Annotated in this window: 19 protein-coding genes; 6 read left to right on the forward strand and 13 right to left on the reverse strand. The window is 69.6% G+C overall.

Annotated features, from left to right (window positions below; genetic code table 11):
* Positions 1-152 precede the first annotated feature (152 nt).
* Positions 153-1064 (forward strand): acyl-CoA thioesterase, encoded by a 912-nt coding sequence (locus tag ASD66_RS05255; RefSeq protein ID WP_200949876.1) that lies wholly within the window; start codon positions 153-155, stop codon positions 1062-1064.
* Between the two features lie 11 nt (positions 1065-1075).
* Here the strand turns inward: ASD66_RS05255 and ASD66_RS05260 are convergent, their stop codons facing one another.
* The 3 genes from ASD66_RS05260 to ASD66_RS05270 all read right to left on the reverse strand — a co-directional run bounded on the left by ASD66_RS05260 (position 1076) and on the right by ASD66_RS05270 (position 3934).
* Positions 1076-1438, reverse strand: a complete 363-nt coding sequence (locus tag ASD66_RS05260) for a cyclophilin-like fold protein (protein ID WP_235529963.1) — start codon at positions 1436-1438, stop codon at positions 1076-1078.
* Between the two features lie 181 nt (positions 1439-1619).
* Complete coding sequence (locus ASD66_RS05265) at positions 1620-2660, reverse strand: NAD(P)-dependent alcohol dehydrogenase (RefSeq protein ID WP_056890226.1); 1041 nt, start codon at positions 2658-2660, stop codon at positions 1620-1622.
* 65 nt (positions 2661-2725) lie between these two features.
* Positions 2726-3934, reverse strand: coding sequence for an MFS transporter (locus tag ASD66_RS05270; RefSeq protein WP_200949877.1), 1209 nt, complete (start codon positions 3932-3934; stop codon positions 2726-2728).
* A gap of 133 nt (positions 3935-4067) precedes the next feature.
* Here ASD66_RS05270 and ASD66_RS05275 point away from each other — a divergent pair, with 133 nt between their 5' ends.
* Positions 4068-4943 (forward strand): helix-turn-helix transcriptional regulator, encoded by an 876-nt coding sequence (locus tag ASD66_RS05275; RefSeq protein WP_056890227.1) that lies wholly within the window; start codon positions 4068-4070, stop codon positions 4941-4943.
* Positions 4944-4991: 48 nt separating this feature from the next.
* Here ASD66_RS05275 and ASD66_RS05280 read toward each other — a convergent pair whose 3' ends face one another.
* Complete coding sequence (locus tag ASD66_RS05280; protein ID WP_056688506.1) at positions 4992-5903, reverse strand: LysR family transcriptional regulator; 912 nt, start codon at positions 5901-5903, stop codon at positions 4992-4994.
* An 83-nt stretch (positions 5904-5986) separates the two neighbouring features.
* Between ASD66_RS05280 and ASD66_RS05285 the strand changes: the two genes are divergently transcribed.
* The 4 genes from ASD66_RS05285 to ASD66_RS05300 are packed head-to-tail and all read left to right on the forward strand — an operon-like array spanning position 5987 to position 10172.
* Positions 5987-7183 (forward strand): CaiB/BaiF CoA transferase family protein, encoded by a 1197-nt coding sequence (locus tag ASD66_RS05285; protein ID WP_056890228.1) that lies wholly within the window; start codon positions 5987-5989, stop codon positions 7181-7183.
* A 48-nt stretch (positions 7184-7231) separates the two neighbouring features.
* Positions 7232-8380: an acyl-CoA dehydrogenase family protein gene (locus ASD66_RS05290; RefSeq protein WP_056890229.1), complete on the forward strand. Its 1149-nt coding sequence runs from the start codon at positions 7232-7234 to the stop codon at positions 8378-8380.
* A complete protein-coding gene (locus tag ASD66_RS05295) occupies positions 8377-9186 on the forward strand; it encodes an enoyl-CoA hydratase/isomerase family protein (RefSeq protein WP_056890230.1) in 810 nt (269 codons plus the stop codon). The genes ASD66_RS05290 and ASD66_RS05295 overlap by 4 nt, the downstream gene beginning before the upstream one ends.
* Positions 9183-10172: an NAD(P)H-dependent flavin oxidoreductase gene (locus tag ASD66_RS05300; protein WP_056890231.1), complete on the forward strand. Its 990-nt coding sequence runs from the start codon at positions 9183-9185 to the stop codon at positions 10170-10172. Before ASD66_RS05295 ends, ASD66_RS05300 begins: the two co-directional genes overlap by 4 nt.
* Before the next feature lie 160 nt (positions 10173-10332).
* Here ASD66_RS05300 and ASD66_RS05305 read toward each other — a convergent pair whose 3' ends face one another.
* The 9 genes from ASD66_RS05305 to groL form a co-directional block, all read right to left on the reverse strand.
* On the reverse strand, positions 10333-10512 hold the full coding sequence (locus tag ASD66_RS05305) for a hypothetical protein (RefSeq protein WP_056688520.1): 180 nt from the start codon (positions 10510-10512) through the stop codon (positions 10333-10335).
* A gap of 143 nt (positions 10513-10655) precedes the next feature.
* Entirely contained in the window at positions 10656-11726 is a 1071-nt protein-coding gene (locus tag ASD66_RS05310; protein WP_056688523.1) for a zinc-dependent alcohol dehydrogenase, read from the reverse strand.
* A 95-nt stretch (positions 11727-11821) separates the two neighbouring features.
* Positions 11822-12292 carry a TIGR03618 family F420-dependent PPOX class oxidoreductase gene (locus ASD66_RS05315; protein WP_056688526.1) on the reverse strand — a complete coding sequence of 157 codons (471 nt, stop codon included), beginning with the start codon at positions 12290-12292 and terminating at the stop codon, positions 11822-11824.
* Between the two features lie 217 nt (positions 12293-12509).
* Entirely contained in the window at positions 12510-13934 is a 1425-nt protein-coding gene (locus tag ASD66_RS05320) for a nucleoside recognition domain-containing protein (RefSeq protein ID WP_056890233.1), read from the reverse strand.
* Positions 13935-13983: 49 nt separating this feature from the next.
* Positions 13984-14778, reverse strand: a complete 795-nt coding sequence (locus ASD66_RS05325) for a FeoB small GTPase domain-containing protein (protein WP_162254248.1) — start codon at positions 14776-14778, stop codon at positions 13984-13986.
* Between the two features lie 98 nt (positions 14779-14876).
* The gene (locus ASD66_RS05330) at positions 14877-15110 is read right to left on the reverse strand and encodes a FeoA family protein (RefSeq protein WP_056890234.1); all 234 of its coding nucleotides are present in this window, start codon (positions 15108-15110) and stop codon (positions 14877-14879) included.
* Positions 15107-15454, reverse strand: coding sequence for a hypothetical protein (locus ASD66_RS05335; RefSeq protein ID WP_056890235.1), 348 nt, complete (start codon positions 15452-15454; stop codon positions 15107-15109). Before ASD66_RS05335 ends, ASD66_RS05330 begins: the two co-directional genes overlap by 4 nt.
* A 24-nt stretch (positions 15455-15478) precedes the next feature.
* The gene (locus ASD66_RS05340) at positions 15479-15706 is read right to left on the reverse strand and encodes a hypothetical protein (RefSeq protein WP_056688537.1); all 228 of its coding nucleotides are present in this window, start codon (positions 15704-15706) and stop codon (positions 15479-15481) included.
* 12 nt (positions 15707-15718) lie between these two features.
* Positions 15719-17368 carry a chaperonin GroEL gene (gene groL / locus ASD66_RS05345; protein WP_056688936.1) on the reverse strand — a complete coding sequence of 550 codons (1650 nt, stop codon included), beginning with the start codon at positions 17366-17368 and terminating at the stop codon, positions 15719-15721.
* Between the last annotated feature and the right edge of the window lie 46 nt (positions 17369-17414).

The following is a 17414-nucleotide window of genomic DNA, read 5'->3' on the forward strand; positions in this document are numbered from 1 at the left end:
CGAGGCTCAGTGATGGGTGTCGAGTGCCAACGATGCCGCCGGAACGGTGCAGAACTCCAATACTTCTTGGGTGGTCCATTGATACCTGATCCGACATGAAAAACGTGAGACAGATATCGCAGGCGGTTCCAAACCGCTGCATCATGGATGCCGTGGACGACACCCTCACCGACCCCGTCACCGCACCTGCCGTGACCCTGCAGGACCTTCTCGGGCTGCTCGATCTCGAGCAGCTCGGGTCGACCGCCCGCACGGTCAGCTGGCGGGGCCAGCCCCAGGCGCACCCCGAGGACCGCATGTTCGGCGGCCTGCTGCTGGCCCAGGCCCTGGTGGCTGCCGGGCGCACGGCGCCGACCACCCAGCGGGCGATCAGCCTGCAGGCCGACTTCCTCGAGGGCGCGCCCACCGACCGGCCGATGACCTGGCGGGTCGACCTCATCACCGACGCCAACTCGCTCAGCACGCGACGCAGCACGCTGGTCGCCGACGACGGCGCCGAGCTGTTCACCGCCACCACCCGCTGGGCGACCACCCGCGAGGACCTGCCGTCCTTCTCGGCGGTCGCGCCGGCCGACGTGCCCGGCCCCGAGTCCCTGGCCGAGCTGGCCGAGCGCTACCCCGACGACCCGCGCATCCCCTCGTGGTGGCGGATCCGCCGTCCGGTGCACTTCCGGCACGTCGAGCCCCCGCCGTACGTCGCACCGGAGCCGACGACCGACCGCCAGACGGTGCACGTCCGCAGCACCGACCCGCTGCCCGAGGACCCGGTGCTGCGTGCCGGCGTGGCGGCGTACGTCACCGACATGAGCCTGCTGGAGCCGGCCTTCCGTGCACTCGGCGCCGCCCGGCACGCGCCCGGGTCACGCATCCTCAGCCTGACCCACGGGCTGACCTTCCACCGCGAGCCCGACCTGTCGACCTGGCACCAGTTCGACTCCCGGGTCGGCGCGGTCGCCCACGGGCGCGCCTACGGCGTCGGGGAGCTCTTCGACGACCGGGGCCGGCACGTGCTCACCGCCACCCAGCTGGGCCTGGTCAAGACCGTTCCGACGCCGACGCAGTAGAGGCGCCAGAATCAGTCGACGACCTCGACGGTGACCTCGGCGCCTTCGAGTCGGGCCAACTGCTCGACCGAAGCGTCGAAGGTGCCCAGGGGGATGGTCTGGTCGGAGTATCCGACGCCGTCAGCGTTGTAGAAGAAGCCCAGGCTCCCCCATGGGGCAAAGCAGATGAGGTCGCCGTTCCCCGGGTCGGAGCCGGGCGAGCCCTCGGTGTCGAGCTCCGGGGACAGGCGGCCGACCTTCTCCTTCCCCCCGAACTCCTCGAGCGTCAGGGCGAGAGGGAGCCTCGAGAGAAGATCGCGGACGGTGGGGTTGTCCTCGCTGATGGTGACATCGACCGAGGTGTCTTCCGAGGTGAAGCGGATGACCGTCCCCACGACCGCGTCGTCTCGAGCGCCTCTGCTGAGGTCGGGCCTCGGGCCTGCTGTAGAGATCACGGAGACCGAGGAAGGCGTCGCACCGGACGATGCATCGCCGTCCGATGACCTGCATCCAGTGACGACACCGAGGGCCACCAACAGTGCAGCCGTGAACAGCCCTCGCCGAACGACGGCCATCTCAGAACGTTGCCGCATCGATGACGAAGCGGTAGCGGACGTCGGAGTCGAGGACTCGCTGATAGGCGTCGTTGATCTTGCTGGCGGGGATGACCTCGATCTCGGCGCCGAGGTCGTGCTCGGCGCAAAAGTCGAGCATTTCCTGGGTCTCGCGGATGCCACCGATCATGGAGCCTGCGAAGGACCGGCGGCCCATGATCAAGGAGAACGCCTGCACCGGGAGCGGCTGTGCGGGCGCTCCGACGTTGACCAAGGCACCGTCGAGGGCAAGGAGCTTCAGGTAGGCGTTGATGTCGATGGTGGCGCTGACCGTGTTGACGATCAGGTCGAAGCTGCCGGCCAGGTCGGTGAACGTGTCCTCGTCGCTGGTGGCGTGGTAATGGTCGGCTCCCAGGCGGAGGCCGTCCTCCTGCTTCTTCAGCGACTGGGACAGGACGGTGACCTCGGCGCCCATGTCGTGGGCGAGCTGGACGCCCATGTGGCCGAGCCCTCCGAGCCCCACGATCGCGACCTTCTTGCCGGGTCCGGCGCCCCAGTGGCGCAGCGGGGAGTAGGTGGTGATGCCCGCGCACAGCAGCGGGGCTGCGACGTCCAGGTCAAGGCCGTCGGGGATGCGGAGAACAAACTTCTCGGTCACCACCACGTGCGTGGAGTAGCCGCCCTGGGTGATGGTCCCGTCACGGTCGACGATGCCGTAGGTGCCGGTGTTCCCGGCCAGGCAGTACTGCTCCTCCCCGGCTCGACAGTTGGCGCATTCGCCGCAGGAGTTCACCATGCAACCCACTCCCACTCGGTCACCGACAGCATGCGCGGTGACGGCCGAGCCGACCTCGGTGACGATGCCGGCGATCTCATGGCCCGGCACCAGCGGGTAGGGCTGGGGACCCCAGTCTCCGCGGACCGTGTGGATGTCGGAGTGGCAGATGCCGGCGTACTTCACCTCGATCAGCACGTCGTACGGGCCGAGGTCTCGGCGCTCGATGGTGGTGGGCACGAGGCCGCCAGTGGCGGATCGAGCGGCATAGGCGTTGACGGTCACCATGGGTTCTCCTGTTCGGTGTTCAAAGGGTCTGTGGGGTGGAGTGGGAATCGGGCATGGCCGGTGACTCACGGCCTCATGGGGAACGCCGTACGGCGTCCGAGGAACGCCAGCGTCAGGGCAGTCAGGGCGAGCACGACCATGACGATCGGGAGGGCGATGCCGTCGAAGTTGCCGATGACGACGGCGCCGACCACGCCGGCGGCGAAGATGGCCAGGTTGAAGGCGACGCCGAGCATGGAGTTCGCGACATCGGCGTTGTCGCCACTGGCGATGCTGATGGCCGTCTGCAGTTGGGCTGCCGCGCCACCGAAGGCCAGCCCCCACAGGACGATCGCCATCAGGACTGCGACGACGGAGTGGTGGCCGACGATGAAGAGTGCGCCGGCGGCGATGAACAGAGCGATGCTGGTCAGGACCAAGGGCCGCAACGTGTGATCGATGACGGCGCCGGTGACGCCGATGCCGAGCAGGGCCGCGACGCCGAAGGTGACCAGCGCGACGTCCACGGAGAGGTCGAGTCCGCCCGAGCTGAGATAGGCCGAGATGTAGGTGTAGACGATGTTGTGCGCGAGCATCCACGCCACGATCACGGCGAGGATCACCGCGACACCGGGAAGGTGCAGCACGCGGACCAGCGCGATCTGCGTGGTTGCGGCCTGGCCGGGTGCGTCGGGGATCAGGAGTGCGGCCAGAACCGCGGTGATCAGCGTCAGGACCGCCAGGGTTCCGAAGGACCAGCGCCAGTCGGATGTCGCGCCGAGCCACGAACCGAAGGGTGTTCCGACGGCCAGGCCCAGCGGCACTCCGATCGAGGCGATCGCCAGTGCCCTGCCGGTGTACCTGGGTGCGGTGATGCGCCGTGCGTACCCGGCGGTCATCCCCCAGACCAGGCCGGCGAACGCCCCACCCACGAACCGTGCGGCGAGGGAGAGGGCGATCTCACTGGAGAGCGCAGTCACGACGTTGGCGGCAAGGATCCCGAGGATGCCCACGATGAAGACCGGCTTGCGGCGCATCCCCCGGGTCAACGCAACCGCGGGGATCGCTGCGATCACCGTGCCCAGGGCAAAGGCGCTCACGAACTGCCCCGCGACTCCCTCACTGACGCTCAACCCCACAGCGATCTGCGGCAACAGGCCCGCAGGCATGGTCTCGGTCGCGATGAGCAGGAATCCCATCAGTGCCATCACCAACAGTGCCGCCAGGGGAAGCCGGTCCCCGTCGTCGGTGGGCGCCTTCGCCACGCGGTCGGACGTAATGGTCTGGCAGGTCACGGAGCGGTTCCTCTCGGGTCAGCGGGTCTGTTGCATCCATGTCACCTGATCGGCGGACGCCGAGGAAGTCACGGTCGGAAGGTGTACCGACAGGGCACCCCACGAGGCCGGCAGCCGCCGTACCGTTGGCGGCATGGACAACCGAGCCGAGGTGCGTGAGTTCCTCACCAGCAGGCGAGCAAAACTGACACCTCGCGACGTGGGCATGCCCGACGTGGGTCAGCGGCGAGTCCCCGGCTTGCGCCGCGGCGAAGTGGCTGCCCTGGCGGGGGTCAGCATCGAGTACTACTCCAAGCTCGAACGCGGCGCCCTGGCCGGCGTCAGCGCCTCGGTGCTCGACGCGATCTCCCGGGCGCTGAAGCTTGAGGAGGCCGAGCGCGCTCACCTCTTCCACCTCGCGCAGGCTGCCGACGGCACCAGCGCGATCCTGCGCCCCCGTCGGCGTGCCAAGCGTGCCTGGACGGCACCGCCCACGCTCCAGTGGGTGTTGGACGCCTTCGCGAACGGTCCGGCGATCGTCCGCAACGGGCGGATGGATCTGCTCGCATCCAACGAACTCGGCCGCGCGATGCACGCCTCGCTCTACGAACGGGCCGGGACCGAGGTCCCCAACTTTGCCCGCTACACGTTCCTCGACGAGGACTCCCGACGGTTCTATCCCGACTGGGACACGGCCGCTGACACGTGCGTCTCGATCCTGCGCACCGAGGCAGGTCGGGACCCCCATGACAAGCAGATGCACGACCTGGTCGGCGAGCTCTCCACCTGCAGCGACGACTTCCGGCGACGCTGGAGCAGCCACGACGTACGTCTGCACGGTTCCGGAACCAAGCAGTTCCACCACACGGTCGTCGGAGATCTCGATCTGGCCTACGAGAGCGTCGACATGGTCTCCGAACCTGGCCTCACGCTCACCTTGTACGCCGCCGAACCGGCCTCGCGAACCGCAGAGGCACTCGCACTGCTCGCCTCGTGGACCGCGCCAGCAGTGCCGACACGGAACAGCTGAGGATCGGCGTCACCACCGCTCCGGGGCCACGCTGAGCGACAACCCAGCTCAGGACCGCTCCGCACCCTCGGGCGTAGGCAGCGCCTCCTCCGAGGAGCGCAGCACCGCGAGCAGGGCCGGGTTGCGGTCGCCCTTGCGCCAGACCAGCTGTTGGTACGACGCCCGGTTGCCCTCCTGGAGCGGGATCACACCGATGCCGCGCTGGACGACGTTGGCGACCGCCGTGTCGAGGGTGAAGGTGATGCCGACCCCGGCCGCCACGAGCGCGATCACGGTCCACGAGTCGGGTGCGGTCTGCACGACGTTGGGCTGGAAGCCGGCCGCCTTGGCCAGGTCGAACATGCCGTCGCGCACGCTGGATCCGGGGTCGGCGGGCAGGGCGACGAACTGCTCGTCGCGCAGGTCGGCCATGGAAAGCCGTTTGCGTGAGGCGAAGCGGTGTCCGTGCGGGACGACGATCACGTAGCGCTCGGCCGCGATCGGGCGGTAGTCCACACCTTCGGGCTCGATGCGCCAGCGCGCGATCACGAGATCGAGCTCGCCGTCGACCAGGGAGCGCAGGGCCTCGTAGTTGTAGGTGGTGCTCCGCAGCGAGAGCTCGATGCCCGGGTGCTGCTCGCGCACGACCCGGCCCAGCTGGCCGACCAGCACGTGCGACGACGGGCCCGCGAAGCCGAGGCGGACCCGGCCGGTCTCGCCACGGCCGGCCGAGCGTACGGCGCGCTTGGCCACGCGCACTCCCTCGAGCACGTCGTTGGCCGGGCGCACCAGCGCCTCGCCGGCGGTGGTCAGGCGCACGCTGCGGGTGGTGCGCTCGAACAGCGGCGACCCCAGCTCACGCTCCAGCTGCTTGATCATGCGGCTCAGCGGCGGCTGGGCCATGTGCAACCGGTCGGCGGCCCGGCCGAAGTGCAGCTCGTCCGCGACCGCGAGAAAGGCCTCGAGGTGGTGCAGTTCCATCCGCCAACTATTGCGTCAGAAGCAATGATTGTCCACCGATTGGGTATTGGACGCGCAATAGACTCCTCGGCGATGCTGAGGGCATGACCTCACCGCTCCTGCCGCTCGACGGCATCACCGTGGTGGCCCTCGAACAGGCCGTCGCCGCGCCCCTCGCCACCCGGCACCTCGCCGACCTCGGCGCCCGGGTGATCAAGCTCGAGCGCATCGGTGAGGGTGACTTCGCCCGCCAGTACGACACCGCAGTCAACGGCCTGGCGTCGCACTTCGTGTGGCTCAACCGCGGCAAGGAGTCGGTCGCGCTCGACCTCAAGGACCCCGACGGCCTCGCCCTGGCCCGCGAGCTGATCGCCGGTGCCGACGTGTTCGTGCAGAACAACGCCCCGGGCGCCGCAGCCCGCCTCGGTCTCGACCTCCAGGAGCTGGCCGACGAGAACCCGCGCCTGGTCGTGGCCTCCATCTCCGGATACGGCACCGACGGACCCCTGCGTGACCGCAAGGCCTACGACATGCTGATCCAGGCCGAGTCGGGCCTGGTCTCCGTGACCGGCACTCCCGACACCGCGACCAAGACCGGCGTGCCCAGCTCCGACATCGCCGCCGGCCTCTACACCGCGCAGGCCGTGCTCGGCGCGCTGTTCCGCCGCGAGCGCACCGGCAAGGGCGGCGTGGTCGACATCTCGATGTTCGACGCCACCGTCGAGTGGTTGGGCCACCCGCTCTACATGCACCTCTACGGCGGCGTGCAGATCCCGCGCATGGGACTCAGCCACGCCTCGATCGCGCCGTACGACGCCTACCCCAGCTCCGACGGCCAGATCCTGATCGGCGTGCAGAACGACCGCGGCTGGCGCGCGCTGGTCACCCACGTCCTCGAGCTGCCCGAGCTCGCCGAGCACCCCGACTACGCCACGAACCCGCAGCGCGTCGCGAACCGCGCCGAGGTCGACCGGATCGTCGGCAAGGCGACCCGCGGCTTCACCACCGCCGAGCTCGACCGGCGCCTGGCCGAGGCCGGCGTCGCAGCCGCCCAGGTCAACGACATGGCCGGCCTCGCCAAGCACCCGCAGCTCTCCGAGCGCGACCGCTGGCGCACGGTCGAGACGCCGTCCGGCCCGGTCGACGCGGTCCTGCCGCCCACCACGTTCCGCGACGTCGAGCTGCCGATGGGCCCGATCCCGGCGTTGGGCGAGCACACCGCCGCCGTGCTCACCGAGCTCGGCCGTGACGACGTCGACATCGCCAAGCTCGCCGCCACCGGCGTCATCGGCCTCGCCTGACCGCCACTCCCCTCACGACCTCCACCGAACGAGCCCCCAGGAGCCCCCATGGAACCCGACGAATTCGCCTTCGTCCTCGACGCCGTCCGCACCTTCATCCGCAAGGACGTGGTCGCGGCCGAGGACGAGATCGAGGAGAGCGACCGGATCCCCGACCGCCTGCGCGACAAGGCCAAGGCGATGGGGCTGTTCGGCTACATGATCCCCACCGAGTACGGCGGCCTGGGCATGTCGGAGCTGGAGGACGTGCGGCTGGCGATGGAGTTCGGTTGGACCACGCCGAGCTTCCGGTCGATGTTCGGCACCAACAACGGCATCGCCGGGCAGGTCCTGGTCAACGCCGGCAGCGAGGCCCAGAAGGAGCGCTGGCTGCCCGGGTTGGCCAGCGGCGACCTGGTGGCGTCGTTCGCGCTCACCGAGCCCGAGGCCGGCTCCGACCCCAGCGGCCTGCGCACCAAGGCGGTCCGCGAGGGCGACGACTACGTCATCTCCGGCCAGAAGCGCTTCATCACCAACGCGATGTACGCCGACCTGCTGATGGTCTTCGCGCGCACCGGTGACGTCACTGACGGCACGAAGGGCATCTCGGTGTTCGTCGTACCCACTGACACACCGGGCGTCACCGTCGGGCCGAAGGACGCCAAGATGGGCCAGCGCGGCGCGGCCACCTCCGAGGTGTTCTTCGACAACGCGCGCGTGCCGGTCGGCAACCTGGTCGGCGAGGTCGAGGGCGAGGGCTTCGGCACCGCCATGCGGTCGCTGGTCAAGGGCCGGATCCACATCGCCGCGATGTCGGTCGGACTCTCCAAGCGCCTGATCCACGAGAGCCTCAAGCACGCCACCACCAACACCCAGGGCGGCACGAAGCTGGCCGACTTCCAGCTGGTGCAGGCGATGCTCGCCGACAGCGAGGCCGAGTCGTTCGCCGGCGAGTGCATGGTGCTCGAGGCTGCCCGCCGCTACGACGACGAGTCCGACCGGCGCATCGCACCGTCGAGCGCGAAGCTGTTCTGCACCGAGATGGTCGACCGGGTCGCCGACCGGGCCGTCCAGATCCACGGCGGCATGGGCTACATGAGCGAGGTCCCGGTGTCGCGGTTCTACCGTGACGCCCGCCTGTTCCGGCTCTACGAGGGCACCAGCGAGATCCAGAAGCTGATCATCGCCAAGCAGATGATCCGGGCCTTCGAGGCATGAGCGCCCCCACCAGCCCTGGCCTCCTGGTCGAGGACCACGGCCCGGTCCGCGTCCTGACCCTCAACCGCCCCGAGCGCCGCAACGCCGTCGACCTCGACGACCGTGCCACGCTGCTCGACGCGCTCGTGCACGCGGGGCGGGAGTCACGCGCGATCGTGCTCACCGGTGCCGCCCCGATGTTCTGCTCCGGCGGTGACATCGGCTCGATGACGACGGACCCGGAGATCAGCCGCCGCCGACTCGAGCTGGTCAACGCGATCGCCCGACAGATGGTCACCTCGGCGACACCGATCGTCGCGGCCGTCGAGGGCGGTGCCTTCGGCCTCGGCCTGGCCCTGGCCTGCGCCTGCGATCTCGTGGTCGCCTCCGAGTCGGCCCGGTTCGCCGCGTCGTTCGCGAAGATCGGGCTGGCCCCCGACACCGGCCTGCTCTGGTCGCTCCCCCAGCGGGTGGGGCCGGCGCTGACCCGACGGATGGTGCTGACCGCCTGCACCCTCGATGCTCCCGCCGCCCTTGCCTGCGGCCTGGTCGACGAGCTGGTCGACGACGGCACGGTCCTCGACAGGGCGCTCGTCCTGGCCGGCGAGCTCGCCACGAAGTCCGCACCGGCGCTCGCCGGCGTACGCCGCATCCTCGCCCAGCCCGACCAGACCCTCGAGGGCATCCTGACCGCGGAGGCCGAGGTGCAGATGAGTCTCTTCGCGACACCCGAGTTCTCCGAGGGCCGCACGGCGTTCCTCGAGCGACGCCCCGCGGACTTCGCGGGCGCCGCCGCGTCCCCCGTCTCGGTCGAGGTGTTGTCATGACGGCACCGGCGCCCCGCCTGCGCACCAGGTTCACCGAGCTCTTCGGTGTCGAGCACCCGGTCATCCAGGGCGGCATGCAGTGGGTCGGCCGCGCCGGGCTCGTCGCCGCCGTGGCCGAGTCGGGAGCACTGGGCTTCCTCACCGCGCTGACCCAGCCCACGCCCGAGGACCTGGTCAAGGAGATCCTCCGCACCCGCGACCTCACCGACCGGCCGTTCGGGGTGAACCTGACCATCCTGCCGACGATCAACCCGCCGCCGTACGCCGAGTACCGGCAGGCGATCATCGAGTCCGGCGTACGCATCGTCGAGACCGCCGGCAGCATGCCCGCCGAGCACCTCGAGGTGTTCCGGCCGGCCGGCGTGAAGGTGATCCACAAGTGCACGAGCGTCCGGCACGCGCTCAAGGCCGAGGCCCTGGGCGTCGACGCGGTCAGCATCGACGGGTTCGAGTGCGCCGGCCACCCCGGCGAGGACGACATCCCCGGACTCGTGCTGATCCCCGCCGCCACGCGAGCACTGTCGATCCCGGTGGTCGCCTCGGGCGGCTTCGCCGACGCCCGCGGCCTGGTCGCCGCACTGGCGCTGGGCGCCGACGGCGTCAACATGGGCACCCGCTTCCTCTGCACCGAGGAGGCGCCGGTGCACCGCCGGATCAAGGAGCAGATCGTCGCTGCCAGCGAGCACGACACCGAGCTGATCTTCCGGCCCCTGCGCAACACCGCCCGGGTGGCCCGCAACGCGGTCAGCCAGGAGGTCGTACGCCGACTCGACGCCGGCGCGGAGTTCGCCGAGGTGCGCGAGCTGGTGGCCGGCGTACGCGGTCGGTCGGTCTACGAGAACGGCGACCCCGAGGCCGGCATCTGGAGCGTCGGCATGTGCCAGGGCCTGATCGACGACATCCCCACCGTCGACGCCCTGGTCAGCCGGATCGTCGCCGAGGCCGTCGACCTCATCGCCGGTAGGTTGGCCAGCGCGGTCAGCTGATCCGAGGCCGAGTCCGCCGCACGGCTCCGTGTCGCGAACTGCGGCAGTTGGCGCCTCTCGTGCGGTCGCTCGAGCGGAACCGCGGACGCCGCACGAGCGAACTGCCGTAGTTCGCGACAGGTTCTGCCTGCTCGGGGACGCAACGCCCCCAGCGAAAGGATCAGGCCTGCAGTGGACCGGCCCAACGCCAGTGCTTGTCAGGTCCGAAGTACTCCACACGGTTGACGCCGTCCGCGGTCTCTTCCTCGATGCGGGCCCACTCGAGAGCTGCGGCGTGGTCTGGATGGTCGCCCTCGGCCACGACCTGGCCGAGGGCGTCAAGGAAGCGGTAGCTCACCATGGCCCACACGATTCACTCTTGTGCCGGCTCCACCGGTCTCAAGTTGAGACGAAGGCCGTCAGCCCTACTCGGACCCCCCGATCCAGCTCATCGCCATTGATGGTGGGGACGGAGTGGAAGGACGACGTTCGCGGCGGCCCTCATCACGCGTGCGGGTTCACCAGCACCTTGGTGTGACTGCTCTTGCCCGAGTCGAGCTCCTCGAGGAGGTCGCCGAGTTCGGACAGGCTGACGGTGCCGGTGTGCAGCGGGGCAACGTCGATCCTCTTCTCGGCGATCAACCGGATGGTCGCGACGAAATCGTCGTGGTTGTAGGCCAGGGAGCCGATGACGGTCAGCTCGCGGACCTGCCAGTCGCCGTAGCTCACCGTCGAGGTGTCCAGCGGGAAGCCGAGCAGGGCAAGCGTGCCGCCGCGGCGTACGAGTTCGGCGGACGGCTGCAGTAGTGCGGCGACGCCCGTGCATTCGTAGAGTACGTCGGCGCCACGGCCGTCGGTCATGGCCTCCACGCGAGCCTTCAGCTCGCTCGGGTCCACCACATCGGTGAATCCGAGACCGGTGGCCATGTCGCGACGCGCGGACGAGGGCTCGGAGACGATGACGTGGCCGGCACCGGCGTTGCGTGCGTTCTGCGCGGTCAACAGTCCGATCGGGCCGGCTCCCTGGACAACGACGATGGCGCCGGGGGCCGCGGCGACCCGGCGTACGGCGTGGAAGGTGACGGTGGCGGGCTCGACCAGGGCAGCCTCGATGTCGGTGACCTCGTCCGGGACCGGGATGAGCCGGCGGGCCGAGACATGCACCTGACCGGCGAAGGCGCCGTGCTCGGGGGCATCCGGGTCGACGCCATTTGCTTCGGCGAAGGCGGTGTCGCACTGGCGCGTGTGTCCGGCGATGCACTGGGAGCAGGTGCCGCAGGCCGGTCCGACACCGCCGACGACGCGCTGGCCGACGTCGAGTCCGGTCACTCCGTCTCCGACGGCGCTCACGCGTCCGGTCCACTCGTGGCCGAACACGGCCGGGGGCAGCATGTGCCCGTCGGTGTAGCCGTGGACGTCGGTGCCACAGACGCCGGTGTAGGTGATGTCAACGATCGCGCGGCCCGGCTCAGGCAGGGTGAGCGTCTCGTTCGACTCGTGCAGTGTGCGGGGTCCGGTGACGGTCACCACCGGGTGTGCCTTGGGCGTGCCGCTCTCGTTCACTGCGCCGGCCATGGCTCCACTCCTTCGGTTCGCAGGGCTGTGCGCCCATTTGGTTGAATGTTCAACAATCATACCCGGCCGCCCCAGCGATGGACCCTGCTGGTCGATCAGGCCAGGCGCGTCGGGAAGCCGCCGGTCGCGATGGGACCCCACGTGGTGGGCGTGATGCGCAGCAGCGACTTGCCCTGGTCGAGCATCGCCTGGCGGTATTCGGCCCAGTCGGAATGCTCACCGGCAATGTTGCGGAAGTACTCGACGAAGGCGTCCAGGGCTTCGTCGCCTTCGGTGGCGTCGAGGACCTCGCACGTTCCTGAGACCTGCACCCAGGCTCCGTTCCACTCGTCGGAGACCACCACCACGGAGACGTCGGGACGTCGTCGCACGTTGCGGGTCTTGGCGCGCTCGGGGTAGCTGGCGATCACCAGCCGGCCGGAGTCGTCGACGCCGCCGGACACCGGCGAGGCCTGCACGCCCCCGTCGGCTCGTTGGGTGATCAGAAGCATGTGGTGGCGCGGGCGGACGAACTCGAGCAGTCCGTCGAGGTCGACCTTGGTGTTGGTGGCGATCGTGCGGGCCATGGTCGCTCCGTTCGGGGAGGGGAACGTGTCACCTCAACCCTAGTGCGCCCGGCCCAAGGGTTGAGGCCTGCGCGAGCGGGTGCGCGGTGAGCCCACCGCTCCCCTTCCAGCGTGTAACGCGCTGTCCATGACGGTGTGCACCCGGCTGGCGGGGTGTGAGGTGGCGACAGGGGCGCGGTGGTGCCGGCGCACGGCGGCTCCTGTTGTTTGGTGTGGGCTAGAACGTCCGCCAGGTGAGGGCGACGAGGGTGCAGACCAGGCCGGCCAACCCCAGCGGCAGGACCGTGGCGAGGGTCGTCCACTTCACCGATCGCGTCTCCCGCCAGATCGTGAGCATCGTCGTGCTGCACGGGTTGTGGAGCAGGCAGAAGAGCATCAGGTTCACCGCCGTGAGCAGGGTCCAGCCTCCGATGTCGACCAGCACGGTGCCGGCTTGGGCGTCGGAGAGGTTGACCATCACCCCGGCGGCTGCGTCGGCGGCCGCACTGGTGGTGTGGCCGAGGGTGAGGGTGAGCATGAGGATGGTCGGGATGACGATCTCGTTGGCGGGGATGGCGACCAGGTAGGCGAGCAGGATGATCCCGTTGAGGCCGAGCACCCACCCGGCGGGTTCGAGGCCGGTCACGAGGTGCGCGGCCAGGGTGGTGCCGCCGAGGTGGAGGTTGCCGAGCAGCCAGATCACCGCACCGGCCGGGGCTGCCATCACCAGTGCCCGGCGCAGCACCTTGTAGGTGCGGTCGACCATGCTGGTGTAGATGGTGCGCCAGACCTGCGGTGGCCGGTACGGCGGCAGCTCGAGGGAGTAGACCGAGGTCTCTCCCCGCAGCACGGTCCGGGACAGGGCCCATGACACGGCCAGGGTGGTGAGGATGCCGAGCACGGCGACGAGGACCACGCTCCCGGCGGCGAGGACCCCGGCGAGGGCGGGTGGTGCGAGTGAGCCGATGAAGATCGTGCCCATCAGGATCAGGGTGGGCCATCTGCCGTTGCAGACGCTGAAGTTGTTGGTGATGATCGCGATCAGTCGCTCGCGGGGGCTGTCGATGATGCGGGTGGCCGTCACGCCGGCGGCGTTGCAGCCGTAGCCCATCATCATGGTGAGGGACTGCTTGCCGTGGGCGCCGGCGCCGGCGAAGAGGCGGTCGAGGTTGAACGCCACGCGGGGCAGGTAGCCGAAGTCTTCGAGGAGGGTGAAGAGCGGGAAGAAGATCGCCATCGGGGGCAGCATCACCGCCACCACCCAGGCCGTGCCCAGGTACACCCCGTCGACCAGGAGGCCGGTGACCCACCAGGGCGAGCCGACCACCTCGAACCCGGCGCGTAGCCAGGTGTGGCCGTGGTCGACGAGCAGCACGTAGAGCAGGTCCGAGGGGACCGCGGCACCGGCGATGGTGAACCAGAAGACCCCGAAGAACAGCACCCCCATCACCACGAATCCCCACACCCGGTGGGTCAACGCCCGGTCGAGGACCTGGTCGAACGCCGGACGGTGCGCGGCACCGTCGGCCACGGGAGTGGTCACACTGGCGCGTGCGATCCGGGCCGCGTCGTCGAAGATCGAGGTCACCACACCGTCACCGAAGTCCTCCGGCAGGGTGCGCCGCAGCCGGGCCGCGGTGTCGAGGACTGAGTCCCTGCTCATGCGGGGCCCCCGGGCACACCGCAGCGCAGCGAGGATGTCTCTGGCGTGCTCATGAGGCCAGGCGTCCGGTCTGCTGGCGGGCCAGCTCGCCGAGGGTGCCGTCCTGTACGGCGCGTTCGATGCCGGGGTCGCCCTCGAGGAGCCGCAACGCCACCCAGCGCGCGTTGGCGATGCCGGGGAACTCCTCGACCAGCTGGGCGGCCAGCTCGTCGACGGCCCGCGAGACGTCCGGCTCGAAGCGCTGCGTGCGCAGTCGCCGCCCCGATCCATGACCGTGCCCGTGGGTGTGCCCGAGTCCGGGTGTGTGTCCGGGTGTGTGCCCGTGTGGGTGTGTGTGTGCGGGTGCCGATTCGGCGATCGCGGCCAGCAGCTCCGACATGCCCTCGCCGCGTCGCGCCACCATCGGCACTGCCGGTACGCCGAGTGCCCGGGTCAGGTGGCGTACGTCGATCTCGACGCCATGCCGCCTCGCCTCGTCCATCAAGTTGAGGGCCACGACAACCCGGTCGGTGACCTGCAGGATCTGCAGCACCAGGTTGAGGTTGCGTTCCAGCCGGGTCGCATCGACCACCACCACGGTCACGTCGGGGTCCCCGAAGAGCAGGAAGTCGCGTGCCACCTCCTCGTCGCTGCTGGTGGAGAGCAGCGAGTAGGCGCCGGGCAGGTCGACCACCTTGAACCCACGCTCACCGAACCCGTAGGAGCCCTCGGCCCGGGTGACCGTCGTACCGGGCCAGTTGCCCACGTGCTGCCGCAGGCCGGTCAACGCGTTGAAGACCGTGCTCTTGCCGGTGTTGGGGTTGCCGGCCAACGCCACCACCACGTCGGCGTCGTCGGCGGCCACACCGAACCTCCGAAGGTTCGCGACACCGTGGAGTGCACAGGTTCCGCAGGCCGGACCGGCGGGCCCGGGAGACTCGTTCGGCATCGGCAGATCGACGTTCATCGGTCGCCCCACAGGACGACATGGATGCCACGGGCCTGCACCCGACGCAACGCGATCACCGTGTCCCGGACCCGGTACGCCGTCGGATCCCCCAGAGGACTGGTGCCCTCCGCCGTCACCTCAACACCCGGCAACACACCGAGGTCCATCAACCGACGCCGCGCCGCACCCTTCGCGTCGAGACCGGTCACCATCGCCCGCCCGGAGCGGGGCAACTCGTCGAGGGTCATCGCCGCACCTCAGAGGGAACCAGTGCCCTGTCGCCGGCCCGGTCGGGCTCCGGGTCGCCGAGGGCCGCCCTGGCGTGCTCCATCCCGTGCGCGGTCAGGGTCACCCACCCGTTGCCCCCGGCCTCCACGAGACCGTGCTCGTGGAGGCCACGCAGGGTGACCCTGGCCGCAGCGCTCGAGGTGCCGACGCGTACGGCGATCGCCGCGACGGTGGCCCTTTCACGAACGTCGGCGAGGGCGAAGACCGCCGAGAGGAACGCGGCGAACCCCTGCTCCAGCTCGGGGTCGCAGCAGGTCCCCCGGTCGACGGCCGACCGGTCGTGGGAGGTGGACACCATCGTCATGCCGTGACCCTAGGGTGATCCACTTCACACCCCTGTCGCAATTTGAGAAAGCACGATGAGCGCGATGCCACCGAGCAGCACGGCCGTCGCCGCGACCAGGAGGACCGGCGACAGCCGGTTGCTGAGCCGGAGCCGGCCGGCCAGGCAGGTGGGCACCATGTCGGGCGTGACGTGGCCTGCTGCCGCGTTGCGCAGCAGCAGGCTCGTCACGAGCAATGCACCGACGGCCACCAGGAGCAGTCCGCTGTCCATTGCCCGATCACCTCAGTAGATGTTCGAGGGCCGGACCATGCCCTCGGCCAGGTCGCCGAAGCCGGGCGCCATGATCGCTCCCGGGTTCCCGAAGACTTCCTCGACCACTGCGGTCTCGGTGGTGATCAGCAGCGCGGCGATCGAGGCGGCACTCTCCAGCGCGGCCCTGGTCACCTTGAACGGGTCGATGACACCATCGACGAACATGTCGACGTACTCACCCGACAGCGCGTTGAAACCCTGCGCGGGCGGCAACGTGGCCACCTTCTCGACCACCTCGTCGCCGTCGTAGCCGGCGTTGATCGAGATCCAGCGCAGCGGCTCGGCCAGTGCTCGCCGTACGACCTCACGGCCGACCGCGTCGTCGCCGGTCAGCTCCACCCGCGACACCGCGTCCTGGGCGTGCACGAGTGCAGCGCCGCCGCCGGCCACCACCCCTTCCTCGAGCGCGGCCCGGGTCGCGGACAGGGCGTCGTCGACGCGCAGCATCCGCTCCCTGAGCTCGACGCTGGTGGCGCCTCCGACCTTGATCACCGCGACCGTGCCGGCCAGCCGGGCGAGCCTCAGCTGCAGGCTGTCCTGGTCGGCGTCGAGCCGGGCCCGCTCGAACTGGGTCTCCAGCTGCTTGATGCGGGCATCGAGCAGCTCCTTCTCCCCGTGCCCACCGACCATCGTGGTGTCGCTCTCGGTGATCGTGATCCGATCGCAGGAGCCGAGGTGCGCAGCGGTGACCTCGCTCAGCTCGAGCCCGGTGTCCTTGGCGATCACCTGACCGCCCAGAGCCACCGCGAGGTCCTGCAGCTCGGCGACGCGGCGGTGCCCGAAACCGGGAGCGCGGACGACGACCGACTGCATGGTGTTGTGCATGTTGCCGCCGACCAGGAGCTGCAACGCCGGCCCGTCGACGTCCTCGGCGAGGACCACCAAGGGTCGTTCAGCGCGCTTGGCGAGCTCGAGGGTCGGCATGATGTCCTGGACCTGGCTGATCTTCTTGTTCGTCAGCAGGATCACCGGGTTCTGGTAGACCGTCTCCATCTTCTCCTGGTCGGTGACCATGTAGCCGGAGATGTAGCCGTGGTCGAACTCGATGCCGTCGACCACGTCGACCGAGAGGCCCAGGGACTCCGACTCCTCGGTGGTGACGATGCCGTTGCGACCGACCCGGGCCACCGCCTCGGCGATCACGACGCCGATCGACTCGTCATCGCTGGCCGCCAGGGTGGCGATCCGCTCGAGGTCCTCCTGCCCGGTGACGTCGACGGCCATCTCGGCCAGGGTCTCGATCAGGACCGGGATGGTGCGCTCGATCCCGCGACGCACGCGCATCGGGTTGGCACCCGCAGTGACCGCGGCCATCCCCTCACGGACCATTGCCTGGGCGAGCACGGTGGCGGTCGTGGTGCCGTCACCGACCACGCCGTTGGTCTTCATCGCGACTTCCTTGACCAGCTGGGCGCCCATGTTGGCGAACGGCTCCCGCAGCTGGATCTCCTTGGCGATGGTCACCCCGTCGTTGGTGATCGTGGGTGGGCCGGTGAGCTTCTCCAGGACGGCGTTGCGTCCCTTCGGGCCCAGCGTCACCTTGACCGCGTCGGCCAGGGCGTTGACCCCGGACTCGAGCAGTCGCCGAGCGTCTTCGTTGAATCGCAGTTCCTTTGCCATGTCGAGCAACCCTTCACGTAGTGATCGATGGTCTGTTGATGGGTGG

The sequence above is a fragment of the Nocardioides sp. Root151 genome (assembly GCF_001427925.1).
Lineage (GTDB): Bacteria > Actinomycetota > Actinomycetes > Propionibacteriales > Nocardioidaceae > Nocardioides.

What these genes read in the sequence shown, in the direction of transcription:
- ASD66_RS05265 (WP_056890226.1), bottom strand. Translation starts at nt 2,660, where the DNA reads ATGGTGACCGTCAACGCCTATGCCGCTCGATCCGCCACTGGCGGCCTC.
- ASD66_RS05275 (WP_056890227.1), top strand. Translation starts at nt 4,068, where the DNA reads ATGGACAACCGAGCCGAGGTGCGTGAGTTCCTCACCAGCAGGCGAGCA.
- ASD66_RS05280 (WP_056688506.1), bottom strand. Translation starts at nt 5,903, where the DNA reads ATGGAACTGCACCACCTCGAGGCCTTTCTCGCGGTCGCGGACGAGCTG.
- ASD66_RS05285 (WP_056890228.1), top strand. Translation starts at nt 5,987, where the DNA reads ATGACCTCACCGCTCCTGCCGCTCGACGGCATCACCGTGGTGGCCCTC.
- ASD66_RS05290 (WP_056890229.1), top strand. Translation starts at nt 7,232, where the DNA reads ATGGAACCCGACGAATTCGCCTTCGTCCTCGACGCCGTCCGCACCTTC.
- ASD66_RS05295 (WP_056890230.1), top strand. Translation starts at nt 8,377, where the DNA reads ATGAGCGCCCCCACCAGCCCTGGCCTCCTGGTCGAGGACCACGGCCCG.
- ASD66_RS05300 (WP_056890231.1), top strand. Translation starts at nt 9,183, where the DNA reads ATGACGGCACCGGCGCCCCGCCTGCGCACCAGGTTCACCGAGCTCTTC.
- ASD66_RS05305 (WP_056688520.1), bottom strand. Translation starts at nt 10,512, where the DNA reads ATGGTGAGCTACCGCTTCCTTGACGCCCTCGGCCAGGTCGTGGCCGAG.
- ASD66_RS05310 (WP_056688523.1), bottom strand. Translation starts at nt 11,726, where the DNA reads ATGGCCGGCGCAGTGAACGAGAGCGGCACGCCCAAGGCACACCCGGTG.
- ASD66_RS05315 (WP_056688526.1), bottom strand. Translation starts at nt 12,292, where the DNA reads ATGGCCCGCACGATCGCCACCAACACCAAGGTCGACCTCGACGGACTG.
- ASD66_RS05320 (WP_056890233.1), bottom strand. Translation starts at nt 13,934, where the DNA reads ATGAGCAGGGACTCAGTCCTCGACACCGCGGCCCGGCTGCGGCGCACC.
- ASD66_RS05330 (WP_056890234.1), bottom strand. Translation starts at nt 15,110, where the DNA reads ATGACCCTCGACGAGTTGCCCCGCTCCGGGCGGGCGATGGTGACCGGT.
- ASD66_RS05335 (WP_056890235.1), bottom strand. Translation starts at nt 15,454, where the DNA reads ATGACGATGGTGTCCACCTCCCACGACCGGTCGGCCGTCGACCGGGGG.
- ASD66_RS05340 (WP_056688537.1), bottom strand. Translation starts at nt 15,706, where the DNA reads ATGGACAGCGGACTGCTCCTGGTGGCCGTCGGTGCATTGCTCGTGACG.
- groL (WP_056688936.1), bottom strand. Translation starts at nt 17,368, where the DNA reads ATGGCAAAGGAACTGCGATTCAACGAAGACGCTCGGCGACTGCTCGAG.